This is a genomic window from Terriglobales bacterium (assembly GCA_035543055.1).
Classification (GTDB): domain Bacteria; phylum Acidobacteriota; class Terriglobia; order Terriglobales; family Acidobacteriaceae; genus JAIQFD01.
This window is the reverse complement of the sequence record DATKKJ010000029.1, coordinates 16,985-33,776: the sequence shown is the minus strand read 5'-3', so window position 1 is coordinate 33,776 and position 16,792 is coordinate 16,985. Positions and strand designations below refer to the sequence as shown.

General features: G+C 64.7%; 12 protein-coding genes. 10 read left to right on the top strand and 2 right to left on the bottom strand.

Annotation, left to right across the window (positions count from 1 at the left end; all coding sequences use genetic code 11):
* Window positions 1–58: 58 nt before the first annotated feature.
* Together VMS96_01945 and VMS96_01940 are read left to right on the top strand one after the other, a co-directional pair.
* A complete protein-coding gene (locus VMS96_01945) occupies window positions 59–2,500 on the top strand; it encodes a S53 family peptidase (protein HVP42161.1) in 2,442 nt (813 codons plus the stop codon).
* Between the two features lie 104 nt (window positions 2,501–2,604).
* A complete protein-coding gene (locus tag VMS96_01940; GenBank protein ID HVP42160.1) occupies window positions 2,605–4,107 on the top strand; it encodes a M20/M25/M40 family metallo-hydrolase in 1,503 nt (500 codons plus the stop codon).
* Window positions 4,108–4,255: 148 nt separating this feature from the next.
* Here the strand turns inward: VMS96_01940 and VMS96_01935 are convergent, their stop codons facing one another.
* Both VMS96_01935 and VMS96_01930 read right to left on the bottom strand, forming a co-directional pair.
* Window positions 4,256–5,380, bottom strand: coding sequence for a homoserine O-acetyltransferase (locus VMS96_01935; GenBank protein ID HVP42159.1), 1,125 nt, complete (start codon window positions 5,378–5,380; stop codon window positions 4,256–4,258).
* Between the two features lie 2 nt (window positions 5,381–5,382).
* Window positions 5,383–6,720: a homocysteine synthase gene (locus VMS96_01930; protein HVP42158.1), complete on the bottom strand. Its 1,338-nt coding sequence runs from the start codon at window positions 6,718–6,720 to the stop codon at window positions 5,383–5,385.
* 313 nt (window positions 6,721–7,033) lie between these two features.
* On the opposite strand from VMS96_01930, the gene VMS96_01925 reads away from it, so the two are divergent.
* The 8 genes from VMS96_01925 to VMS96_01890 all read left to right on the top strand — a co-directional run bounded on the left by VMS96_01925 (window position 7,034) and on the right by VMS96_01890 (window position 16,776).
* Window positions 7,034–7,504 carry an ATP-binding protein gene (locus tag VMS96_01925; GenBank protein ID HVP42157.1) on the top strand — a complete coding sequence of 157 codons (471 nt, stop codon included), beginning with the start codon at window positions 7,034–7,036 and terminating at the stop codon, window positions 7,502–7,504.
* A 122-nt stretch (window positions 7,505–7,626) separates the two neighbouring features.
* Window positions 7,627–9,672 carry a transketolase gene (locus VMS96_01920; protein ID HVP42156.1) on the top strand — a complete coding sequence of 682 codons (2,046 nt, stop codon included), beginning with the start codon at window positions 7,627–7,629 and terminating at the stop codon, window positions 9,670–9,672.
* A gap of 231 nt (window positions 9,673–9,903) precedes the next feature.
* Complete coding sequence (locus VMS96_01915; GenBank protein ID HVP42155.1) at window positions 9,904–11,880, top strand: hypothetical protein; 1,977 nt, start codon at window positions 9,904–9,906, stop codon at window positions 11,878–11,880.
* A gap of 402 nt (window positions 11,881–12,282) precedes the next feature.
* Window positions 12,283–12,726 carry a hypothetical protein gene (locus VMS96_01910; GenBank protein HVP42154.1) on the top strand — a complete coding sequence of 148 codons (444 nt, stop codon included), beginning with the start codon at window positions 12,283–12,285 and terminating at the stop codon, window positions 12,724–12,726.
* A complete protein-coding gene (rsmH, locus tag VMS96_01905; GenBank protein HVP42153.1) occupies window positions 12,726–13,682 on the top strand; it encodes a 16S rRNA (cytosine(1402)-N(4))-methyltransferase RsmH in 957 nt (318 codons plus the stop codon). Before VMS96_01910 ends, rsmH begins: the two co-directional genes overlap by 1 nt.
* A 197-nt stretch (window positions 13,683–13,879) precedes the next feature.
* Window positions 13,880–14,053, top strand: coding sequence for a hypothetical protein (locus VMS96_01900; GenBank protein HVP42152.1), 174 nt, complete (start codon window positions 13,880–13,882; stop codon window positions 14,051–14,053).
* Entirely contained in the window at window positions 14,053–14,496 is a 444-nt protein-coding gene (locus VMS96_01895; GenBank protein ID HVP42151.1) for a cell division protein FtsL, read from the top strand. The genes VMS96_01900 and VMS96_01895 overlap by 1 nt, the downstream gene beginning before the upstream one ends.
* Before the next feature lie 117 nt (window positions 14,497–14,613).
* The gene (locus VMS96_01890; GenBank protein HVP42150.1) at window positions 14,614–16,776 is read left to right on the top strand and encodes a penicillin-binding transpeptidase domain-containing protein; all 2,163 of its coding nucleotides are present in this window, start codon (window positions 14,614–14,616) and stop codon (window positions 16,774–16,776) included.
* Window positions 16,777–16,792 lie beyond the last annotated feature (16 nt).

Below are 16,792 nucleotides of genomic sequence, written 5' to 3'. Positions count from 1 at the left end.
ACCTCGCTTCTCGGGGCGGTGCCCCCCGTTTGTCCGGCTAAGGAAGGAAATGACGAGTATGAAGAGACGGTGGGTCCTTGTTTTTCTTCTCGTCCTGGTGGCGGCTGGCTCTCCAGCGCAGACCAGGAGCCGCATCCCGGACAAGATCGATGAAGCGAGGACGCCGCTCCGTGGGAACGTACATCGCCTGGCTCAGGCGCGATTCGATCGCGGTAAAGTCGCCGACGCGCTGCAGTTGCCGCGGATCACGCTGTTCTTCAACCGCACTGCCGCGCAACAGGCGGAACTGGACGCCCTGCTTGAGCAACAGCAGGATCCCTCTTCGCCGAACTATCACAAGTGGCTGACGGTGGAACAGTACGCCGACCGGTTCGGGATCAGCGACGCGGACATAGCGAAAACGGCCCAGTGGCTGCAGGCGCAGGGGTTCAGCATCGTCGAGCGGCCGGCAGGCCGGGCGTACCTCGCGTTCAGCGGGACCGCAGCGCAGGTGCGGGCGGCATTTGGGGCCGAGATCCACACTTACGCGGTGAACGGCGAGGTCCATTTCGCCAACGCCGCGGACCCGTCGCTTCCGCGGGTCTTGGCCGATGTGACCCTGGGGATACGCGGGCTGCACGATTTCCGTCCCAAGGCCCGGGCCGTCCGCCGGCCACAGCCGAAGTTCACCTCCAGCATCAGCGGCAACCACTTCCTTACTCCGGACGATTTCGCGACCATCTACCACCTGAAGCCACTGTATGACCAGGGCATCGACGGAACCGGGCAGACCCTGGCGGTCATGGGACAAACCGACATCCTGCTCCCGGACATCGCCACCTTCCGCAGCCTGTCGGGGCTACCGGCGAATGCGCCGGTGGTGCAGAAGATCCCGGGATACGTGGCCGGGGTCAACAGCAACGATATCGCAGAAGCGGACCTGGACGTGGAGTGGGCGGGGGCAGTAGCGCGGAAAGCGACCATCATCTTCGTGACCCCTGGAAACGCGCCCAGTCTCGGCGCATTCGATTCGATGGCGTACGCCATCAGCAACAACGTCGCGTCCGTACTCAGCATCAGCTACGGCGCTTGCGAGTCGTTCTGGACGGCCAGCGACATCACCACCTTCACCGGTCTGTTCCAGCAAGCGAATTCGCAGGGCCAGACCGTCGTCGGACCCTCGGGTGATACCGGCGCGGGCGACTGCGAGTCGTTCACCGCCACCAGCGCCACCCACGGCCTGGCCGTGGATTTCCCCGCCAGCAGTGCCTTTGTGACCGGCGTCGGCGGGACGATGTTCAATGAGGGGAACACGCCCTCCCAGTTCTGGGCCTCGGCGAACAACAGCTTCAACGGCTCCGCGCTCTCCTATATCCCGGAGACGACATGGAATGAGACCACAGCCAATGGAGGCCAGCTGGCGGGGGGAGGCGGCGGCAAGAGCACGCTGCAGATCTGCGATGCCCAGGGACAGAACTGCGTCCCGAACTCCAAGCCGGTCTGGCAACCGATGCTGGATGCCAACGACACAATGCGCGACGTCCCCGATCTCTCGCTGGCCGCGGCCTTCGTCCACGATGGCTACCTGATCTGCGCCAGCAACCAGAGTCCCGCCGACTGCACCAACGGGTTCCGCCGGTCGGATACGACGTTGGACGCGATCGGGGGAACCTCGGCGGGGGCGCCGACCTTTGCTGGCATGGTGGCGCTGCTGAACCAGAAGATGGGTGGACCCCAAGGGAACGTGAACCCGATGCTGTATGCATTGGCGGCCAACTCCACCGACGCCTTCCACGACGTCACCAGCGGCGACAATACGGTGCCTTGCAGCCCCGGCTTTGCGTTCTTGAACAACAATGGCACTTGTCCGCAGAGCGGGCAGATCGGCTATAGCGCTACCGTCGGCTATGACTTGGCCACCGGTTTGGGGACAGTGGACGCCTACAACCTCATCTCGGAACTGGCCAGCGGCACCACCAGCACGCCGGCGCCGCCGGACTTCACCATGAGCAATGGGGGATCGTCGACGATCACCGTCACACACGGCACTTCCCAGATGGTGACCGTGACGCTGGGGGGGACCACATTCAACGGGCCAGTGACATTCAGTTGCATCGTGTCCACGTCGCTGGCCGGTGTCACCTGCACCCCTCCCAGTCCGATGTCGCCGCCGGGCAACGCCACCTTCACCATAACGGCGTCGAGCACGGCAAAGCTGCTGCCGCTGGGAGCCACGCCCAGCTACTTCGCCTGGAGCTGGGGCGGCGGGACTCTGGTCGTGGGCCTGCTGCTGGGCGCGGGCGTACGGCGCAAACGGAACAAAGCGGCGACGCGCGCGCTGTTTCTCACTGGAGCTGTCCTGCTGCTGTTGGCAGCCATGCTGGCGGGTTGCGGCGGCGGCTCCAGCTCGTTTTCGCCACCGCCACCGCCAAGCTTCACACCGGAGTCGGGTGCGGTCGTGCTCCAGGGCGTCAACAACGCCGACGTCCACATCGTGCCCATCACGGTCAATGTGAACTGACCTCGTCCCTGGGGTTTGCCCACCCAAGTCTTGCCAAACCCGGGCGAGACAAGGGCAGGGCACCCTGCTGACACCGTCGTCCGCGCCTGCTATCCTCCCCGCCCATGGACCGACGGACTTTTCTGCAAGGAACCGCAGCCGGCGCGGCGGCGCTCGCATTGTCGCGCTACACCCCGGCGGCTCAGGGCGAACTCGATGCCATCAAGGCGGAGATCGCGAAACGGCACGACGAATCGGTGCAGCGCCTCCAGGAATGGATCCGGCAGCCCTCCATCGCGGCCGAGAACCGCGGGGTGAGCGAAGGCTGCGACCTCTTCATGCGCATGCTGCGCGATGCCGGATTCAATCAGGTCGCCAGGATGCCCACTGACGGCCAGCCCGGCCTCTTCGCGACCCTGGATGCCGGCGCGCCGCGCAGCCTGGGGCTCTACTTCATGTACGACGTCAAGCAGGTGGACCCCGCAGAGTGGAGCTCGCCGCCGTGGGAGGCCCGGCTGGTGGACAAGCCCGGCGTGGGGAAGGTCGTGGTGGGGCGCGGGGCGGTGAACCAGAAAGGGCCGGAGGCGGCGATGCTGGCGGCGCTGCACGCCATCCGCGGCGCGGGCCGCAACCTGCCGGTGAACCTGGTGCTGGTCGCCGAGGGCGAGGAGGAGATCGGCTCGCCCCATTTTCCCCAGGTGGTGCGCAAGCCGGAGGTGCTGTCGGCCTTGAGCAAGTGCATGGGCATCATGATGCCGTCGGCTTCGCAGGAACTCGACGGCAAGGTGGAGATCGTGCTCGGAGCCAAAGGCATCATCGAGGTGGAACTGGTCTCCAGCGGCGAGCGCTGGGGGCGCGGGCCCAGCCACGACATCCACTCGTCCCTGAAAGCGACCGTGGACAGCCCGGCCTGGCACCTGGTGCAGGCGCTACATACCCTGGTGTCGGAAGACGGCAACACTCCCGCCATCGAGGGCCTAGCCGCCAAGGCGCGGCCGCTGTCCGCGGCGGAAAAAACCATGATCGCCGATGCGGCCCGCCGGTTCGACGAGAAGATCATGATGCGGCAGTTGGGGCTGAAACACTGGATGTATGACGCAGACTTCCAGCGAGCGCTGGAGCAGCTGATGTCGCGTCCCACGGTGAACATCGAGGGATTGGTCGGCGGCTACACCGGGCCGGGCGGGAAGACGATCCTGCCGCACAGGGCCGTGGCCAAGCTCGACCTGCGGCTGGTGCCAGACATGACCGCGTCCGAGGCGCTCGCCGCTCTGAAGGCGCACCTGGCGAAGCACGGCTTCGGCGACATCGAGGTCAACATGACCGGGGGCTACGACCCGACCAGCACTCCGCCTGACGCAGCGGTCATCCGGGCCGAGACTGCGGTCTATCGGCGAGCGGGCATCGAGCCCATTCTCATGCCGCGCGGCGCCGGCTCCTGGCCGGGATTCGTATTCACCGGCGCGCCGCTGCACCTGCCGGCGGGACACTTTGGCCTGGGACATGGCAGCGGAGCGCACGCGCCCGACGAGTATTTCGTGATCGAATCCACCAACAAAGCAGTGCAGGGAATTGACGGGGCAGTAGGCTCCTTCGTCGAGTATCTCTATGAGGTGGCGTCGATCTGAGACTGTGTTATCCCGAAGGGCTCTAGCCCTGAGGGACCTGCTGTTCTCGACGACAAAGCAGGTCCCTCACGCCTAAAGGCGTTCGGGATGACACTGGCTGAAGCTCACCCGCACAGCACGGCGCCCCCGGTGACGATCGCACCGACGGTCAACCAACGGTTCCATCGCGCAGCTCCTTGGAAGGGGTATGGGCAGTGGCCGTGGCCCGTGACCGCTCCGCCCCGAGCGCATTCCTGAGAATGGGTTCGAGCAGGTGGGCGTCGGCAAGGAATCCGTCGTGGCCGTGCCCGCTGTCGATCTCCGCGCATTCGCAGCGGGCGCCGGCAGAGCGGATGCGCTGGGCCACCGACCAGACATCGGCGGCGGGGAATAGCCAGTCGCTGCTGATGCCGACCAGCGTGGTGTGGGCGCGGATGCGGCCGAACGCCGCCTGCTCAGAGGCGTAGCCACGCAGGGGATCGAAGGTGTCCATGGCCTTCGAGATCACGAGATACGCGTTGGCGTCGAAGCGGGCCACCAGCTTCTCGCCCTGATGGTCGAGGTATCCGGCCACATCGAAGCGGTCGTAGAGCGAACGGTAAGGATCTTCGCCGTGGTTCGGCCGCCGCCCGTGCCGCTCTTCGTAGAGCTGCGCGGACTTGTACGTACACATGGCGAGAGACCGCGCCAAGCCGAGGCCTCTGGCCGGCTGGCGCTGGTATCGGCCGCCCTGCCACTCGGGATCCAGGCGGATGGCCTCGCGCTGCAGGTGGTTGAAGGCCAGGCCCATGGCGGAGAGCGGGGCTGCTCCGATGGCGATGCAGCGCTCCACCCGGTCGGGGAAGTCGATGGCCCATTGCAGCGCCTGCATGCCACCGATGGAGGCGCCCACTACGGCGTGCAGCCGGTCGATCCCCAGGGAATCGAGCGCCGACGCCTGGGCGCGCACGATGTCGGCGATGGTGACCGGGGGGAACTCCGGGCCATAGGGCTTCTCGGTCGCGGGGTCCACCGAAGTCGGCCCGGTCGATCCGTAACACGATCCGAGTATGTTGAAGCAGAGGGAGGCGAACGGTTGCAGCGGCCCGCCGGCAGCGTAGAGCTGCGGCCACCACTCCGCCGCCCGCGCCGAGCCGGACAAAGCGTGACAGACCAGCACGACGGAAGCGCGGGCCGGATCGCCATACACCGCGTAATGCAGCTTGACGGAAGACAGCTGGGCGCCGCCGTCGAGCACGAATGGCTTTTCGCGCAGGACGACGTCGCCCTCGAATGTCGGAAGGACGTTGGCCATGGCTAATCCCCCGCGGCGGCCAGCGGCACCGCCCGCTTGCCCGTCGCCGTCTCCAGCGCCTGGTCAAGGTCCTCCACGATGTCGCGCACATCCTCCAGCCCTACCGACAGGCGGACCAGCTCCGGGGTGACGCCGGTGGAACGCTGCTCCTCCTCGGACAGCTGCTGGTGGGTGGTCGAGGCCGGGTGGATGACCAGCGACTTGGCATCGCCGATGTTGGCCAGCAGGCTGAACAGCTTGAGCGAGTTGATGAACTTCTTCCCCGCCTCGTACCCGCCGCGGATGCCGAAGGTGACCAGCGAGCCGGCGCCGTCCGGCAGGTACTTCTTCACCCGCTGATAGTTGCCGTTGGTCCACAGGCCGGGGTAGTTGATCCACTCGACCGCCGGATGCTGTCCCAGGAAACGGGCGACCGCGAGGGCATTCTCGGAATGCCGCTGCAGACGGAGATGCAGCGTCTCCGCGCCTTGCAGGAAGAGGAACGAATTGAAGGGCGAGAGGCAGGCGCCGGTATCGCGCAGCCCCTGCACCCGGGCTTTGATGATGAAAGCCAGCGGGCCGAAGGCCTCGGTGAACGAGACGCCGTGGTAAGAGGGATCGGGATCGACGAATTCCTGGAAGCGCCCGGAGGTCTTCCAATCGAACTTGCCGCCGTCCACGATCACGCCGCCGATGGAGGTCCCGTGCCCGCCGATGAACTTGGTGGCGGAGTGGACCACGATGTCGGCGCCCCACTCCAGCGGCCGGCACAGGGCGGGTGAGGCGCTGGTGTTGTCGATGACCAGCGGCAGCCCGTGTTCATGGGCGATGGCGGCCAGGCGCTCGATGTCCACGATGTCGAGCTTGGGATTGCCGATGGTCTCGGTATAGACCGCCTTGGTCTTTTCGTTGATGGCGGCGCGCAGCCCGTTGAAATCCTCGGCATCGACAAAGCGCACATTGATGCCCAGCCGGGGCAGGGTGTAGTGGAACAGGTTATAGGTCCCGCCGTAGAGCGAGGTGGTGGAGACGATCTCGTCGCCGGCGCGCGCCAGGGTGATGAGGGCGAGGGTCTCGGCAGCTTGTCCTGACGCCACGGCCAGCGCCGCCGCCCCGCCTTCCAACGCCGCCACGCGCTTCTCGAAGACGTCGGTGGTGGGGTTCATGATGCGGGTGTAGATGTTGCCGAACTCCTTGAGCGCGAACAGGCGCGCGGCGTGGTCGGCATCGTCGAAGGTGAACGATGTGGTCTGGTAGATGGGCACCGCCCGCGACCGGGTGGTGGGGTCGGGCTGCTGCCCGCCGTGGATGGCGAGGGTGGCCAGCCGGTGCCGCTGGTTGCCGTTGTTGCTGGTTGACATGTCTTCTCCTCTCGTCGTTTTCACCGGAAAAAGGAAACGGCCCACGATCCGTGTGATCGTGGGCCGCTCGGAACTTGTTGCCTTATCGGCTGATTACTTCATTCCTTCGAGGCTGCCCACAGACCACGGCCGCACATGCAAATCATGCACATGGCCATAATGGTGTTGTGGGCCTCGAAGAACATGGCCGCCAGTATACGCTACCGGGGCGCGATGTCAACGGCGGATGAACATCGCAATGTGACATGCATCACAAGGGATTGTGCCGGCCGCCTGGGGTCGTAGAATGACGGTACGCCCCGGGAGGCTTCTCATGGCGCTGCCCACCTGCGAGTTCTATGCCGACAACCTCAAGGTCAAGATGGACATGACCATTCCCGCCGACGTCAACCGCCTGGGAGGCGTGATCGAGGGCTTCATGGCCATCGTGACCGCCATGCAGTGCGCCTGCGGCCACGAAATGGACGTGGAGCTGGCGATGCGGGAGGCGCTGGCCAACGCCATCGTCCACGGGGCCGGCAACGATCCCCGCCGCACCATCGAGTGCTGCGTAGCCTGTGACGACGTGCACGGCATGCTGGTGGTGGTGCGCGATCCCGGGGAAGGCTTCGATCCCCAAACCTTGCCTAATCCGGTGGTGGGCGAGAATGTGTTCTCCGAGCATGGCCGCGGAGTGTTCCTGATCAATCAGCTCATGGACCGCGTGGAGTACAAGCGCGGCGGCACCGAGATCCACATGCGCAAGTTCCGTCAGCCGACGAACGTGAAGAACTGCGGGCTGTAGCTCCCTCCACCATTGCCCTCCCGTTCGCCCGTCACAAACCCTTGTGTGTGCCATCACTGCCGAAGGCCCGCCCGGGGGCGAAGACTAGGGCCAACGGCGAAAACTGCCGCCGAGGGAGACCTATGGCTCTGATCAACTCCAAGACCGGCAAGAAGATTCGGGACTACAGTGTGAGCGAACTGGCGGAGGCTGCCAACCTGATGCGCGGCTACGATCTGGTGGCCCTGTGCGCCGCCGGCTCCGGACATGCCGGAGGCACGCTGTCCATCATGGACATCGCCGCAGCGCTGTACCTGAAGGTCGCCAACCACGATCCCCAAGATCCGGATTGGCCCGAGCGCGACCGCGTCATATGGTCCACCGGGCACAAGGCGCCGAGCCTGTACCTCGGCCTCGGCTTTGCCGGCTACTTCCCCAAGGAAGACGTGGTCACGCTGCGCAAGCTGTATTCGCCGTTCCAGGGACATCCGCACTGGCTCAAGCTGCCTGGGGTCGAAGCTTCGACCGGCTCGCTGGGGCAGGGGCTGAGCATCGCCGTCGGCATCGCCTTGGCCGCCAAGCTGGACAACCGCGAGTACACCACTTTCTGCATCATGGGCGACGGCGAGCAGCAGGAAGGCCAGATCTGGGAAGCGGCCATGGAGGCCGGCCACTACAAGCTCAACAACCTGGTCGGCATCATCGACTGCAACCGCCTGCAGATCGACGGCTTCGTCTCCGACGTGATGAGCATCGACCCGCTGGCCGCCAAGTACAAGGCTTTTGGCTGGGATGTTACCCGCATCAACGGCCACGACATGGACCAGGTCGTGGACGCCCTGGAGAAAGGAAAACTACAGGGCGAGCGGCCACTGCTGATCATCGCCGACACCATCAAGGGCAAGGGCGTGAGCTTCTGCGAGAACGTCGCCGGCTGGCACGGCAAGGCGCCTAACCAGGAGGAGATGATCAAGGGCCTGACCGAACTCGGGCTTGTTGACAAGGTCCCCTACACGGAGCTGCTGCAGAAGGCGGCCGCGTATCAAGCCGAGGTGGAAAAGAAGCTGGCGGCCAAGATGCCCCGCTTCAGCCGCGATTACTGGTGGAACTCCGACAGCCGGATGAAGGCCGAGATGAAGCCGACGCGCCTGGGCTTCGGGCAATCGCTGGCCGCCCACGGCGGCGACGAGCGGGTGGTCGGGCTGGGACTCGACATTTCCGGCTCCATCACCATCAGCGAGTTCTACGCCAAGAATCCCGAGCGGAAGAACCGCTGGATCTCGATGGGCATCGCGGAGCAGTCGGCGACCGCCGCGGCCGCCGGATTGGCGCGGGAAGGGAAGCTGCCGGTCTTCGGCACGTACGCTACTTTTGCCGCCGCCCGTAACCTGGACCAGGTGCGCACGTCGGTCTGCTACGGCAACTTCAATGTGCTGATCGCGGGCGCGCACGGTGGGGTCTCGGTGGGGCCGGACGGCGCCACTCACCAGGCGCTGGAAGACCTGTTCGCCATGGAAGGCCTGCCCAATATGGCGGTGTGCGTGCCTTGCGACATCATCGAGACCCGCAAGGCCACCGACTACCTGCTGCTGAAGCACACGGGGCCGAAGTATGTCCGCTTCGCCCGCGAGGCTACGCCGGTCGTCACCGACGAGAAGACGCCGTTCGCCTTCGGCAAGGCGAATGTCATCCGCCTGCGGCGCGAGGCGGAGAAATTCATCGACGCCTTTGAGACCGTGCTTGCCGCTGACTACGACAACGAGCGCGAGGACCTCTCCATCATCGCCTGCGGCCCCATGGTGCCCGAGGCGATGCGCGCCGCCTACATCCTCAAGCAGGATTTCGGCTATGAGACGCGCGTCGTGAACCTGCACACGCTGAAGCCGATCGACGTGGCCGCCATCATCCGCGCGGCGCGCGAGACCGGCGTGGTGATCACCGCCGAAGAGCACCAGATCGGCGCGCTGGCCTGGCGGGTCAGCGGCGTGCTCACCGAGAGTGAGGAGCTCTACGGTGTGCCGTACATCACCGGCGCCATCGGGGTGAAGGACCGCTTCGGCGACAGCGGCGCGCCCTGGGAGCTGATCAAGGAGTTCGAGGTCAGCGCTGAGCACATCGCCAAGAGAGCTGTCGCTCTTATGGGGATCAAGAGACGGACACCAGAGAAAACACTCGCCGCCGCACGATAGGAGCTACGGCTGATCGGGCCCTCCCTCTTGGGAGGGCTTTCTCTTAGGGAGGTCCTCTTGCAACCCGCTGATTTCAATACCCATTACACAATGAGAGCAGCTTGAGCCGCTGTGCATTGCAGCCTTCGTTCGTTAGAGGCAAGTTCTCACGTTGAAGTCCGGCTCCCGGGAGGGCAAAATCTCCCACCCAGGGGGATCTCAGAAGGCGACGATCCGGACGAGGAGGCGACAATGTCAGCGCGATCATTGGCAGTGCTACTCTCGTGCATCCTGTTGGTCAGTGCCGCACAAGGACAAGCGGCTTCGCCCAGCTCCAGCACCGCGCCTGTTCTTTACGTCCACATAAAAGCATTGCACCCCGAAGACATGGTGCGTGCATTGGAATCACTCCCAGAGGTCAAGACGGGTCTGCTCCGCCTGACGACTGATTCCTCGACGGCGGACATCACGGCGTCGATCGAAAAGAGTGGCTTCTTTCTTCACTGCGAGGTTCTCAACAGTCAGATCCTGGAAAAACGTGAGAAGGACCTCTACTCCGGTTCCGCAACCGAAGGCCTGGCCGAAGCCACCGCCTGGATCGCGCGAGAGGCGGTCCTATTATCCGAGCTGGCCAAACAAAGGAAGGCACCACCCGACGCTGCGGCTGCCTCGCCGCTGACCATCGCCGCCGAGTCGCGCACCGTGTACCTGAAGAGCGAGGTCTTGGCACGCGAACTGGCAAACATGCCGGCTCTGTCGCAAAGCGGGTACAAACTCGTGTCGGATCCCAAGACGGCAGACTTCATTCTGGTGGTCACGCGTCCTTTCCTGACCTATGACTGGGAATACCAGATCACCGACCGGGTGACGGGAGCACGAGTGGGCGGGGGAATGGCGAGCGCGCACAAGGGCGAGGAGGCGGCCTCCTTGCTTGCGGCCGACGTGGCTGCGAAGTTACCGGAACTGCGCGCGGCACGGACCGCAGCCAGGATGCAGATCGACGCGGGGCACTTGGCTTCGAAGGACCGGCCAGGTACGAACTCGGCCATGCCGGTGCACTCGCTCAGACTCCAATCCAAGACTGTGTACCTGGAAGACGACCTGCTGCGCGCCTCCTTCAAAGCCCGGCCCGAATACGCGTCCTGGGGACTCATGCTGGTAACGGAACCGAGCGATGCCGCGGACGCCAGTATCGAAGTGACGCGCCCCTTTCTCACCTTCGACTGGCGCTACAAGATCGTGCACCACGCGACGGGGAAAGAGCTCCAGGGCAAGATAGTGGCGAGCGACGGCGGGCGCGCTGCTCCGCTGCTTGCTGAGGCTGTCATGCGCAAGCTCCGGGAGAGCGCGGTGCTTCCGTTACCGCTCGGATTGGCGAACCGCGGGGCCACAGAGGCCGGAGCCAAGAAGTTCGATGTGCAGTTCGCATTCGGCAATCAGGCGACCAAACGCCCCCGCACGATCACTCTCGAGATCGGGAAGGAGTGGCTCGTCGGTCGGACAGGCAAAGACACTTTGTTTTCCATCCCGCTTGCAGCGATCATCAACGTTGCGCATGACGTGAATGTCCGCCATCGCAAGAATGAGTGGATGCAGTTCTGGGATTCGTTCAACGTCGATGCCGGGAGCAATTGCGGCGATGGCTGCTTGGGCGCCCTGCTGGTCGTGTTGACGGGGATGGGGATCCAATACAGCGGTGGCGCGCTGATCGGGGACGCGACTGTCAACGAGCACTTCATCAGTATCGCCTGGCGCGACCAGCGCATCGTCCATAACCTGGTGCTAAAGACGAACGACAAGCATTACGCCGATCTGTTGAACGCCCTGCAACTTGCAACCGCGGGAAAGCTCATCGAGATCGAGGCCGCACGCAAAGCCATGGAGGCCAAGCTTGCAGCCCTGCCGGCGAGCGGCCGGATCAAGGTCAACAACGACGTTATGCTGGGGCTGCGTTCACTGCCAGCAGGCGTTTACGATGTCTTGCTGATTCCCCGTCAAGCCAACCTGGCCGAGCTGTACTTGCGGCCATCGAATAGCAGCGCTGTCGCCGGTCAGGCGCTGGTGGAGAAGGGCACCCTTGATCTGCCGGTCAAGGATCCAGAAGTGCTCTACCGAAACGAGAATGGCCTGAAGCGCGTATCCGAGGTGCGCATCGGCGAAATGTCTCTGAAGTTCACGCCTGCGCCCCTGGTGCCGCAGGAACTCGCCGAGGAGGGTCCAGTCGAGTAGTAAGAACCCGCGTTTTCCACAGCCTGCTTGGCAGCCGGGGCGCGCGGCTGCCGCGGCGCACCACAGCAGTAAACGCAATCCCTTGTGCTTGGCGGCAGGGCAGAGCACAAGCCCTCGTGGTTTTCTAAGTTGGTCCCCCGGCCCTCACCCTACCTTCAACTTTGCTGTTGACACATAACAATTTAGGCGTAGGATGTGGTCAAAAGTGGTAGAAAGTGGTGAACAGAGTAAGTCCGTGGGCGGTAGTGCCAGCAAGTGGTGACGGTCGGTTGATGGACGAAAAAAAGCCCAAAAACGACAACAACCAGCCCCAGATGGACGAACTCGTGACCGCTTTCACCTCCCTGGCTGTGGCAGTGGCAGCCGGTTTGACATCGAAGGGCCCGGCAAAGCCGAAAGCACATGTTCCGAGGCAATCACCCAACCCGCGTGGACGAAAAGGGACGGCTCAAGGTCCCGGCGGAATTCAAGCGCGTGTTGGACGAGAAGTATGCCGGCGTCGAATTCTACATCACCAGTATGGATGGCAGGGTTGCTCAAGTGTATCCCTTCGAAGAGTGGCAGCGCATCGAGGAGAAGCTGGCGCGCCTGTCGAACTTCAACCCCACCAAGAAAAAGCTTTTGCAGCGGACGAATTATTACGGGCAGGTGGTGGAGATGGACGGCCAGGGGCGCGTCCTGCTGCCGGCGCTGTTGCGGGAATCGGCCGACCTGAAGGGCGAGGTCGCGGTGCTCGGCAACCTGACCTACCTGGAAGTCCGCAACATGGAGCAGTTCCGCAAGGAGATGGCAGAGAACCCGTTCACGGCTGAGGATGAAAAGACTCTCGACGAACTGGGCATCTAGTGGCGGAAGAGGATTTTGGGGAGTTCAACAACGCCCCTCGGGGCGGACATGGCGGAGCAGGGAACAGTGGCCATGTTTCGGTTCTTTCAAAAGAAGCGATCGATTTCCTGGCCGTCAAGCGCGGCGGGACCTATATCGACGCGACCCTCGGTTTGGCCGGGCACGCTTGCGAAATCGTAAAGCGCCTCGGCCCACGGGGTCGTTTGATTGGCTTCGATAAGGACCCCGCGGCGCTGGAGATCGCCCGCAAGCGTCTGAGCCACCCTCCCCCGGAATTCCAGGGGAGCTGGCCCGAGGTCACGCTGGTGCACGCCTCCTTCGCCGAAATCGGCGAACGGGTCCCGCCGGGTTCGGCGGATGGGCTGCTGGCCGACCTGGGGCTCAGTTCGATGCAGTTGGCCGACGCGCAGCGGGGATTCAGTTTTCAGGCGGAAGGACCGCTCGACATGCGGATGGACCCGCAGGCCGAGCGCACCGCCGATCAAGTGGTAAATCGGATGGACGAGCGCGAGCTCGCCGATCTGATTTACGAATTCGGTGAGGAAAGGAGGTCGCGGAGAATCGCCAGAGCCATTGTCCGGTCGCGGCCGATACGAACTACCGCTCATCTCGCGCAAGTTATATCGGCCGCGGCCCGGCCAATGAATCCGGCCGATCGCCGCATCCATCCCGCGACTCGTACTTTCCAAGCGATCCGGATTCACGTGAACCGCGAGCTCGACGACCTGGTGGCGCTGCTGCAGAGCGCGCCCCGGGTCCTCAAGCCCGGAGGACGGCTGGTCCTCATCAGCTTCCACTCGCTGGAAGACCGCAAGGTGAAGGACAGTCTGCGCGACGGCGCAAAACAAGGCTTGTACCGGCTTCTGACCAAGAAGCCGGTGATGGCGGCCGAAGAGGAGATCGATCGCAACCCTCGCAGCAGAAGCGCGAAGTTACGGGTGGCGGAGAAGCTGTAGCCCGGAGATGTCGGACGCGCTGTGGAGAATGCTGTGGGAGACGCGAATCAGTTCATGCCTGCGATGGCGGGCAAGGTTTCGGGATGGTGCTGCCTCTCTCCTGATACGGGCGAAGCAGTTCACCAATCCTTCCATCACGAGCAGCGCCGTCCCGAAAGAGTTTGTGGGAACCGGGCTGGGTAGGCCGGAGGTGACCGATGTACACAGGAAGAGTGATCGAAGAGCTGGTCGAAAGTGTGGAACGGGCGGAGCAGCACGCTCGCGCGATGTCCGCCCCTGACATGGACCTGGTGCGCGCCGAGGTGCGCCAGGTCCGCGACACCTTCATCTACAACTTCTCGTACAACCAGGAACTCGTGGGAGTGGCGTAATGGCCGCTGCGGCGTGGCACTCGACGGTGATAGGGCGGCGCACCTGCGCGCCCGAGATCTACATCGCCAAGCGTATCGACAACTCACGGCTGGTCAAGGTGGCCGATCCCGGGCGCAAGCAGGAGATGCTGCACCTGACCATCGCTCTGGCCGTGCTGTTCGCGCTGGTGATCGGTTACGCCTGGCAGCACTTCAGCGCCATCGAATACGGCTACCGCATCGAGGCGCTGCGCAGCCAGCGCGACAGCCTGGGCGAGTTGAACCGCGCCCTGCGCCTGGAAGAGGCCTCCTTGCGCGACCCCGAGCGCATTGACGCTCTGGCCCAGCAGATGGGGCTGGTTGCGCCCCAGGCCGGGCAGATCATCCGCATGGATTCCGGCGACGACCGCGACCCCGGCGGGCCGGTGATGGCCAAGGTCTCCGTCGTCCTGCCGCAGTATTAGGTTTGGACGGGGTAAGGTACCGGCTGACGCTTCAACCAGGGCTCGCAGCCGGAAGCAGTCCAAAGATGGCGGCCTGAACGATAGGCCGCCATGCTCATCTGACCGCCAGACGAGGCCATGCCAGCGAACAGCGCGGCTCCGGCAACCCGGCGCATCTACATCCTCACCGGGATCCTTGTTCTCTGGCTGCTGGGCATCGGCCTGCGCCTGGTCTATCTGCAGATCGTGCGCTACGGCGACCTCACGCAGCAGGCCCGCCGCCAGCAGCAGCGTTCCATCGAAGTAGCTCCCAAGCGCGGCATCATCTATGACCGCAACGGCCACGAGTTGGCCATGTCGGTGCAGGTGGACTCCATCTTCGCCGTCCCTTCCGAGGTCCCCGACCCGCAGAACGCGGCCCGGCTCCTCGCCCGGGTGCTGAAGATGGACGCCGACGACATCCTGGCGCGCATGAAGTCCTCGCGCGCCTTCTGTTGGGTCGCCCGCAAGGTGGACGCCGAGAGCAGCGAGCGCGTCCGGGCGCTGAACCTGAAAGGCATCTACTTCCAGAAAGAGTCGAAGCGGTTCTATCCCAAGCGCGAGCTCGCGGCGCAGGCGCTCGGCTACGTCGGCGTGGACGACGACGGCCTGGGCGGCCTGGAGCGCGAGTACAACAAGGACCTGCGCGGGCGTCCGGGCAAGATGCTGATCTCGATGGACGCCAAGCGCCGCTGGTTCGGGCGGGTGGAGCGCCAGCCCGACAGCGGCCGCAGCCTGGTCCTGACCATCGATGAGAAGGTCCAGTACATCGCCGAGCGCGAGATTGACCGCGCCATGCAGGAGACCCGCACCGAGGCCGCGACCATCATCGTCCAGAACCCGCACACCGGCGAGGTGCTGGCGCTGGCCAACCGCCCCACCTTCAATCCCAACGTCTTCGACAAGGTCCCGGCACAATCGCTGAAGAACCGCGCCGTCTCCGATATCTACGAGCCCGGCTCCACCTTCAAGATCGTGACCATCGCGGCGGCGCTGGAGGAGAAGCTGACCCGGCCGGAGGAGATGATCGACTGCCAGGAAGGCGCCATCCAGATCGGCGGCTTGCGCATCCGCGACCATGAGAAGTTCGGCGTCCTGAGCGTGACCGACGTCGTCGCTCATTCCAGCGACGTGGGCGCGATCAAGGTCGGGCTGCGGCTCGGGGAAGAGCGTTTCGACCATTACATCCGCGCCTTCGGCTTCGGCTCGCAGAGCGGCATCGAACTGCCGGGCGAGACCCGCGGGCTCACCAAGCCGGTCAGCCGCTGGTCGAAAGTCTCCATCGGCGCCATTTCCATGGGCCAGGAGATCGGCATCTCCGCCATCCAGCTGGCGGGCATGGTTTCCACCATCGCCAACGAAGGACTGTACACGCCGGCGCGCATCGTGGCCGGGACCACGACATCCAGCGGCCCGCTGCAGAACGTGTCGTTCCACGTGCCCCGCCAGCGCCGCGCGATCTCGACGCTGACCGCGCTGGAGATGAAGAAGATGCTGGAAGCCGTCGTGCTGCACGGCACCGGGCGCAAGGCACTGCTCGATGGCTACACCTCCGCCGGCAAGACCGGCACGGCCCAGAAGACGGACCCAGCTACCGGGGCCTACTCCAAGACCAAGTACGTTGCCTCGTTCGCCGGATTCGCGCCGGTGAACAACCCCGCGCTCACCGTGGTGGTCATCCTCGATTCCGCCCAGGGGCTGCATCAGGGCGGGCAGATCGCCGCGCCGGTCTGGGCGCGAGTGATGCAGCAGACCCTGGCGTACCTGAACGTGCCTCACGACGCGGAGGTGAAGAACTCGCCGCAGCGCCGGATGCTGCTTGCCCAGGTGAAAGACGAAGAGCTCGCCGAGAGCTCGCCCGACCGTCTGGGCGGCGGGCCGGAGATCATCGACGAGGAGGCCAGGCCCACTCCTGCTGTCATCCTGCCGGCCAAGAAGCCGAGCCCAGAGGTCGCCGCCACCGCCAAGGTCTTGGACGCTGCCCTGAAAACGAAGATCGGTCCCGCACCGGCGCCGCCCCGACCCTTGTCGGCGCCTGCCGGGGCGCCGCTGCCGGTTTCGGGCACGGTGGTGGTGGACACGGAAGCAGGCGTGGTCGTCCCGTCGCTGCTGGGAAGGGGTTTGCGCAGCGCGCTGGAGATCGCGCAGCAGGCTGGCATCGAGCTGGACGTGATCGGCAACGGCATTGCGCGCGAGCAGATGCCACCGCCGGGAAGCCGCATCCCGGCCGGACGCCATGTCGCGGTGCGGTTTTCGCGCTGATCGGCGCGTGCTCGGC

Coding starts and splice junctions, on each gene's coding strand:
- VMS96_01940 (HVP42160.1), top strand. CDS start 2,605: ATGGACCGACGGACTTTTCTGCAAGGAACCGCAGCCGGCGCGGCGGCG.
- VMS96_01890 (HVP42150.1), top strand. CDS start 14,614: ATGCCAGCGAACAGCGCGGCTCCGGCAACCCGGCGCATCTACATCCTC.
- VMS96_01945 (HVP42161.1), top strand. CDS start 59: ATGAAGAGACGGTGGGTCCTTGTTTTTCTTCTCGTCCTGGTGGCGGCT.
- VMS96_01900 (HVP42152.1), top strand. CDS start 13,880: ATGTACACAGGAAGAGTGATCGAAGAGCTGGTCGAAAGTGTGGAACGG.
- VMS96_01925 (HVP42157.1), top strand. CDS start 7,034: ATGGCGCTGCCCACCTGCGAGTTCTATGCCGACAACCTCAAGGTCAAG.
- VMS96_01930 (HVP42158.1), bottom strand. CDS start 6,720: ATGTCAACCAGCAACAACGGCAACCAGCGGCACCGGCTGGCCACCCTC.
- VMS96_01935 (HVP42159.1), bottom strand. CDS start 5,380: ATGGCCAACGTCCTTCCGACATTCGAGGGCGACGTCGTCCTGCGCGAA.
- VMS96_01915 (HVP42155.1), top strand. CDS start 9,904: ATGTCAGCGCGATCATTGGCAGTGCTACTCTCGTGCATCCTGTTGGTC.
- VMS96_01895 (HVP42151.1), top strand. CDS start 14,053: ATGGCCGCTGCGGCGTGGCACTCGACGGTGATAGGGCGGCGCACCTGC.
- VMS96_01920 (HVP42156.1), top strand. CDS start 7,627: ATGGCTCTGATCAACTCCAAGACCGGCAAGAAGATTCGGGACTACAGT.
- VMS96_01910 (HVP42154.1), top strand. CDS start 12,283: ATGTTCCGAGGCAATCACCCAACCCGCGTGGACGAAAAGGGACGGCTC.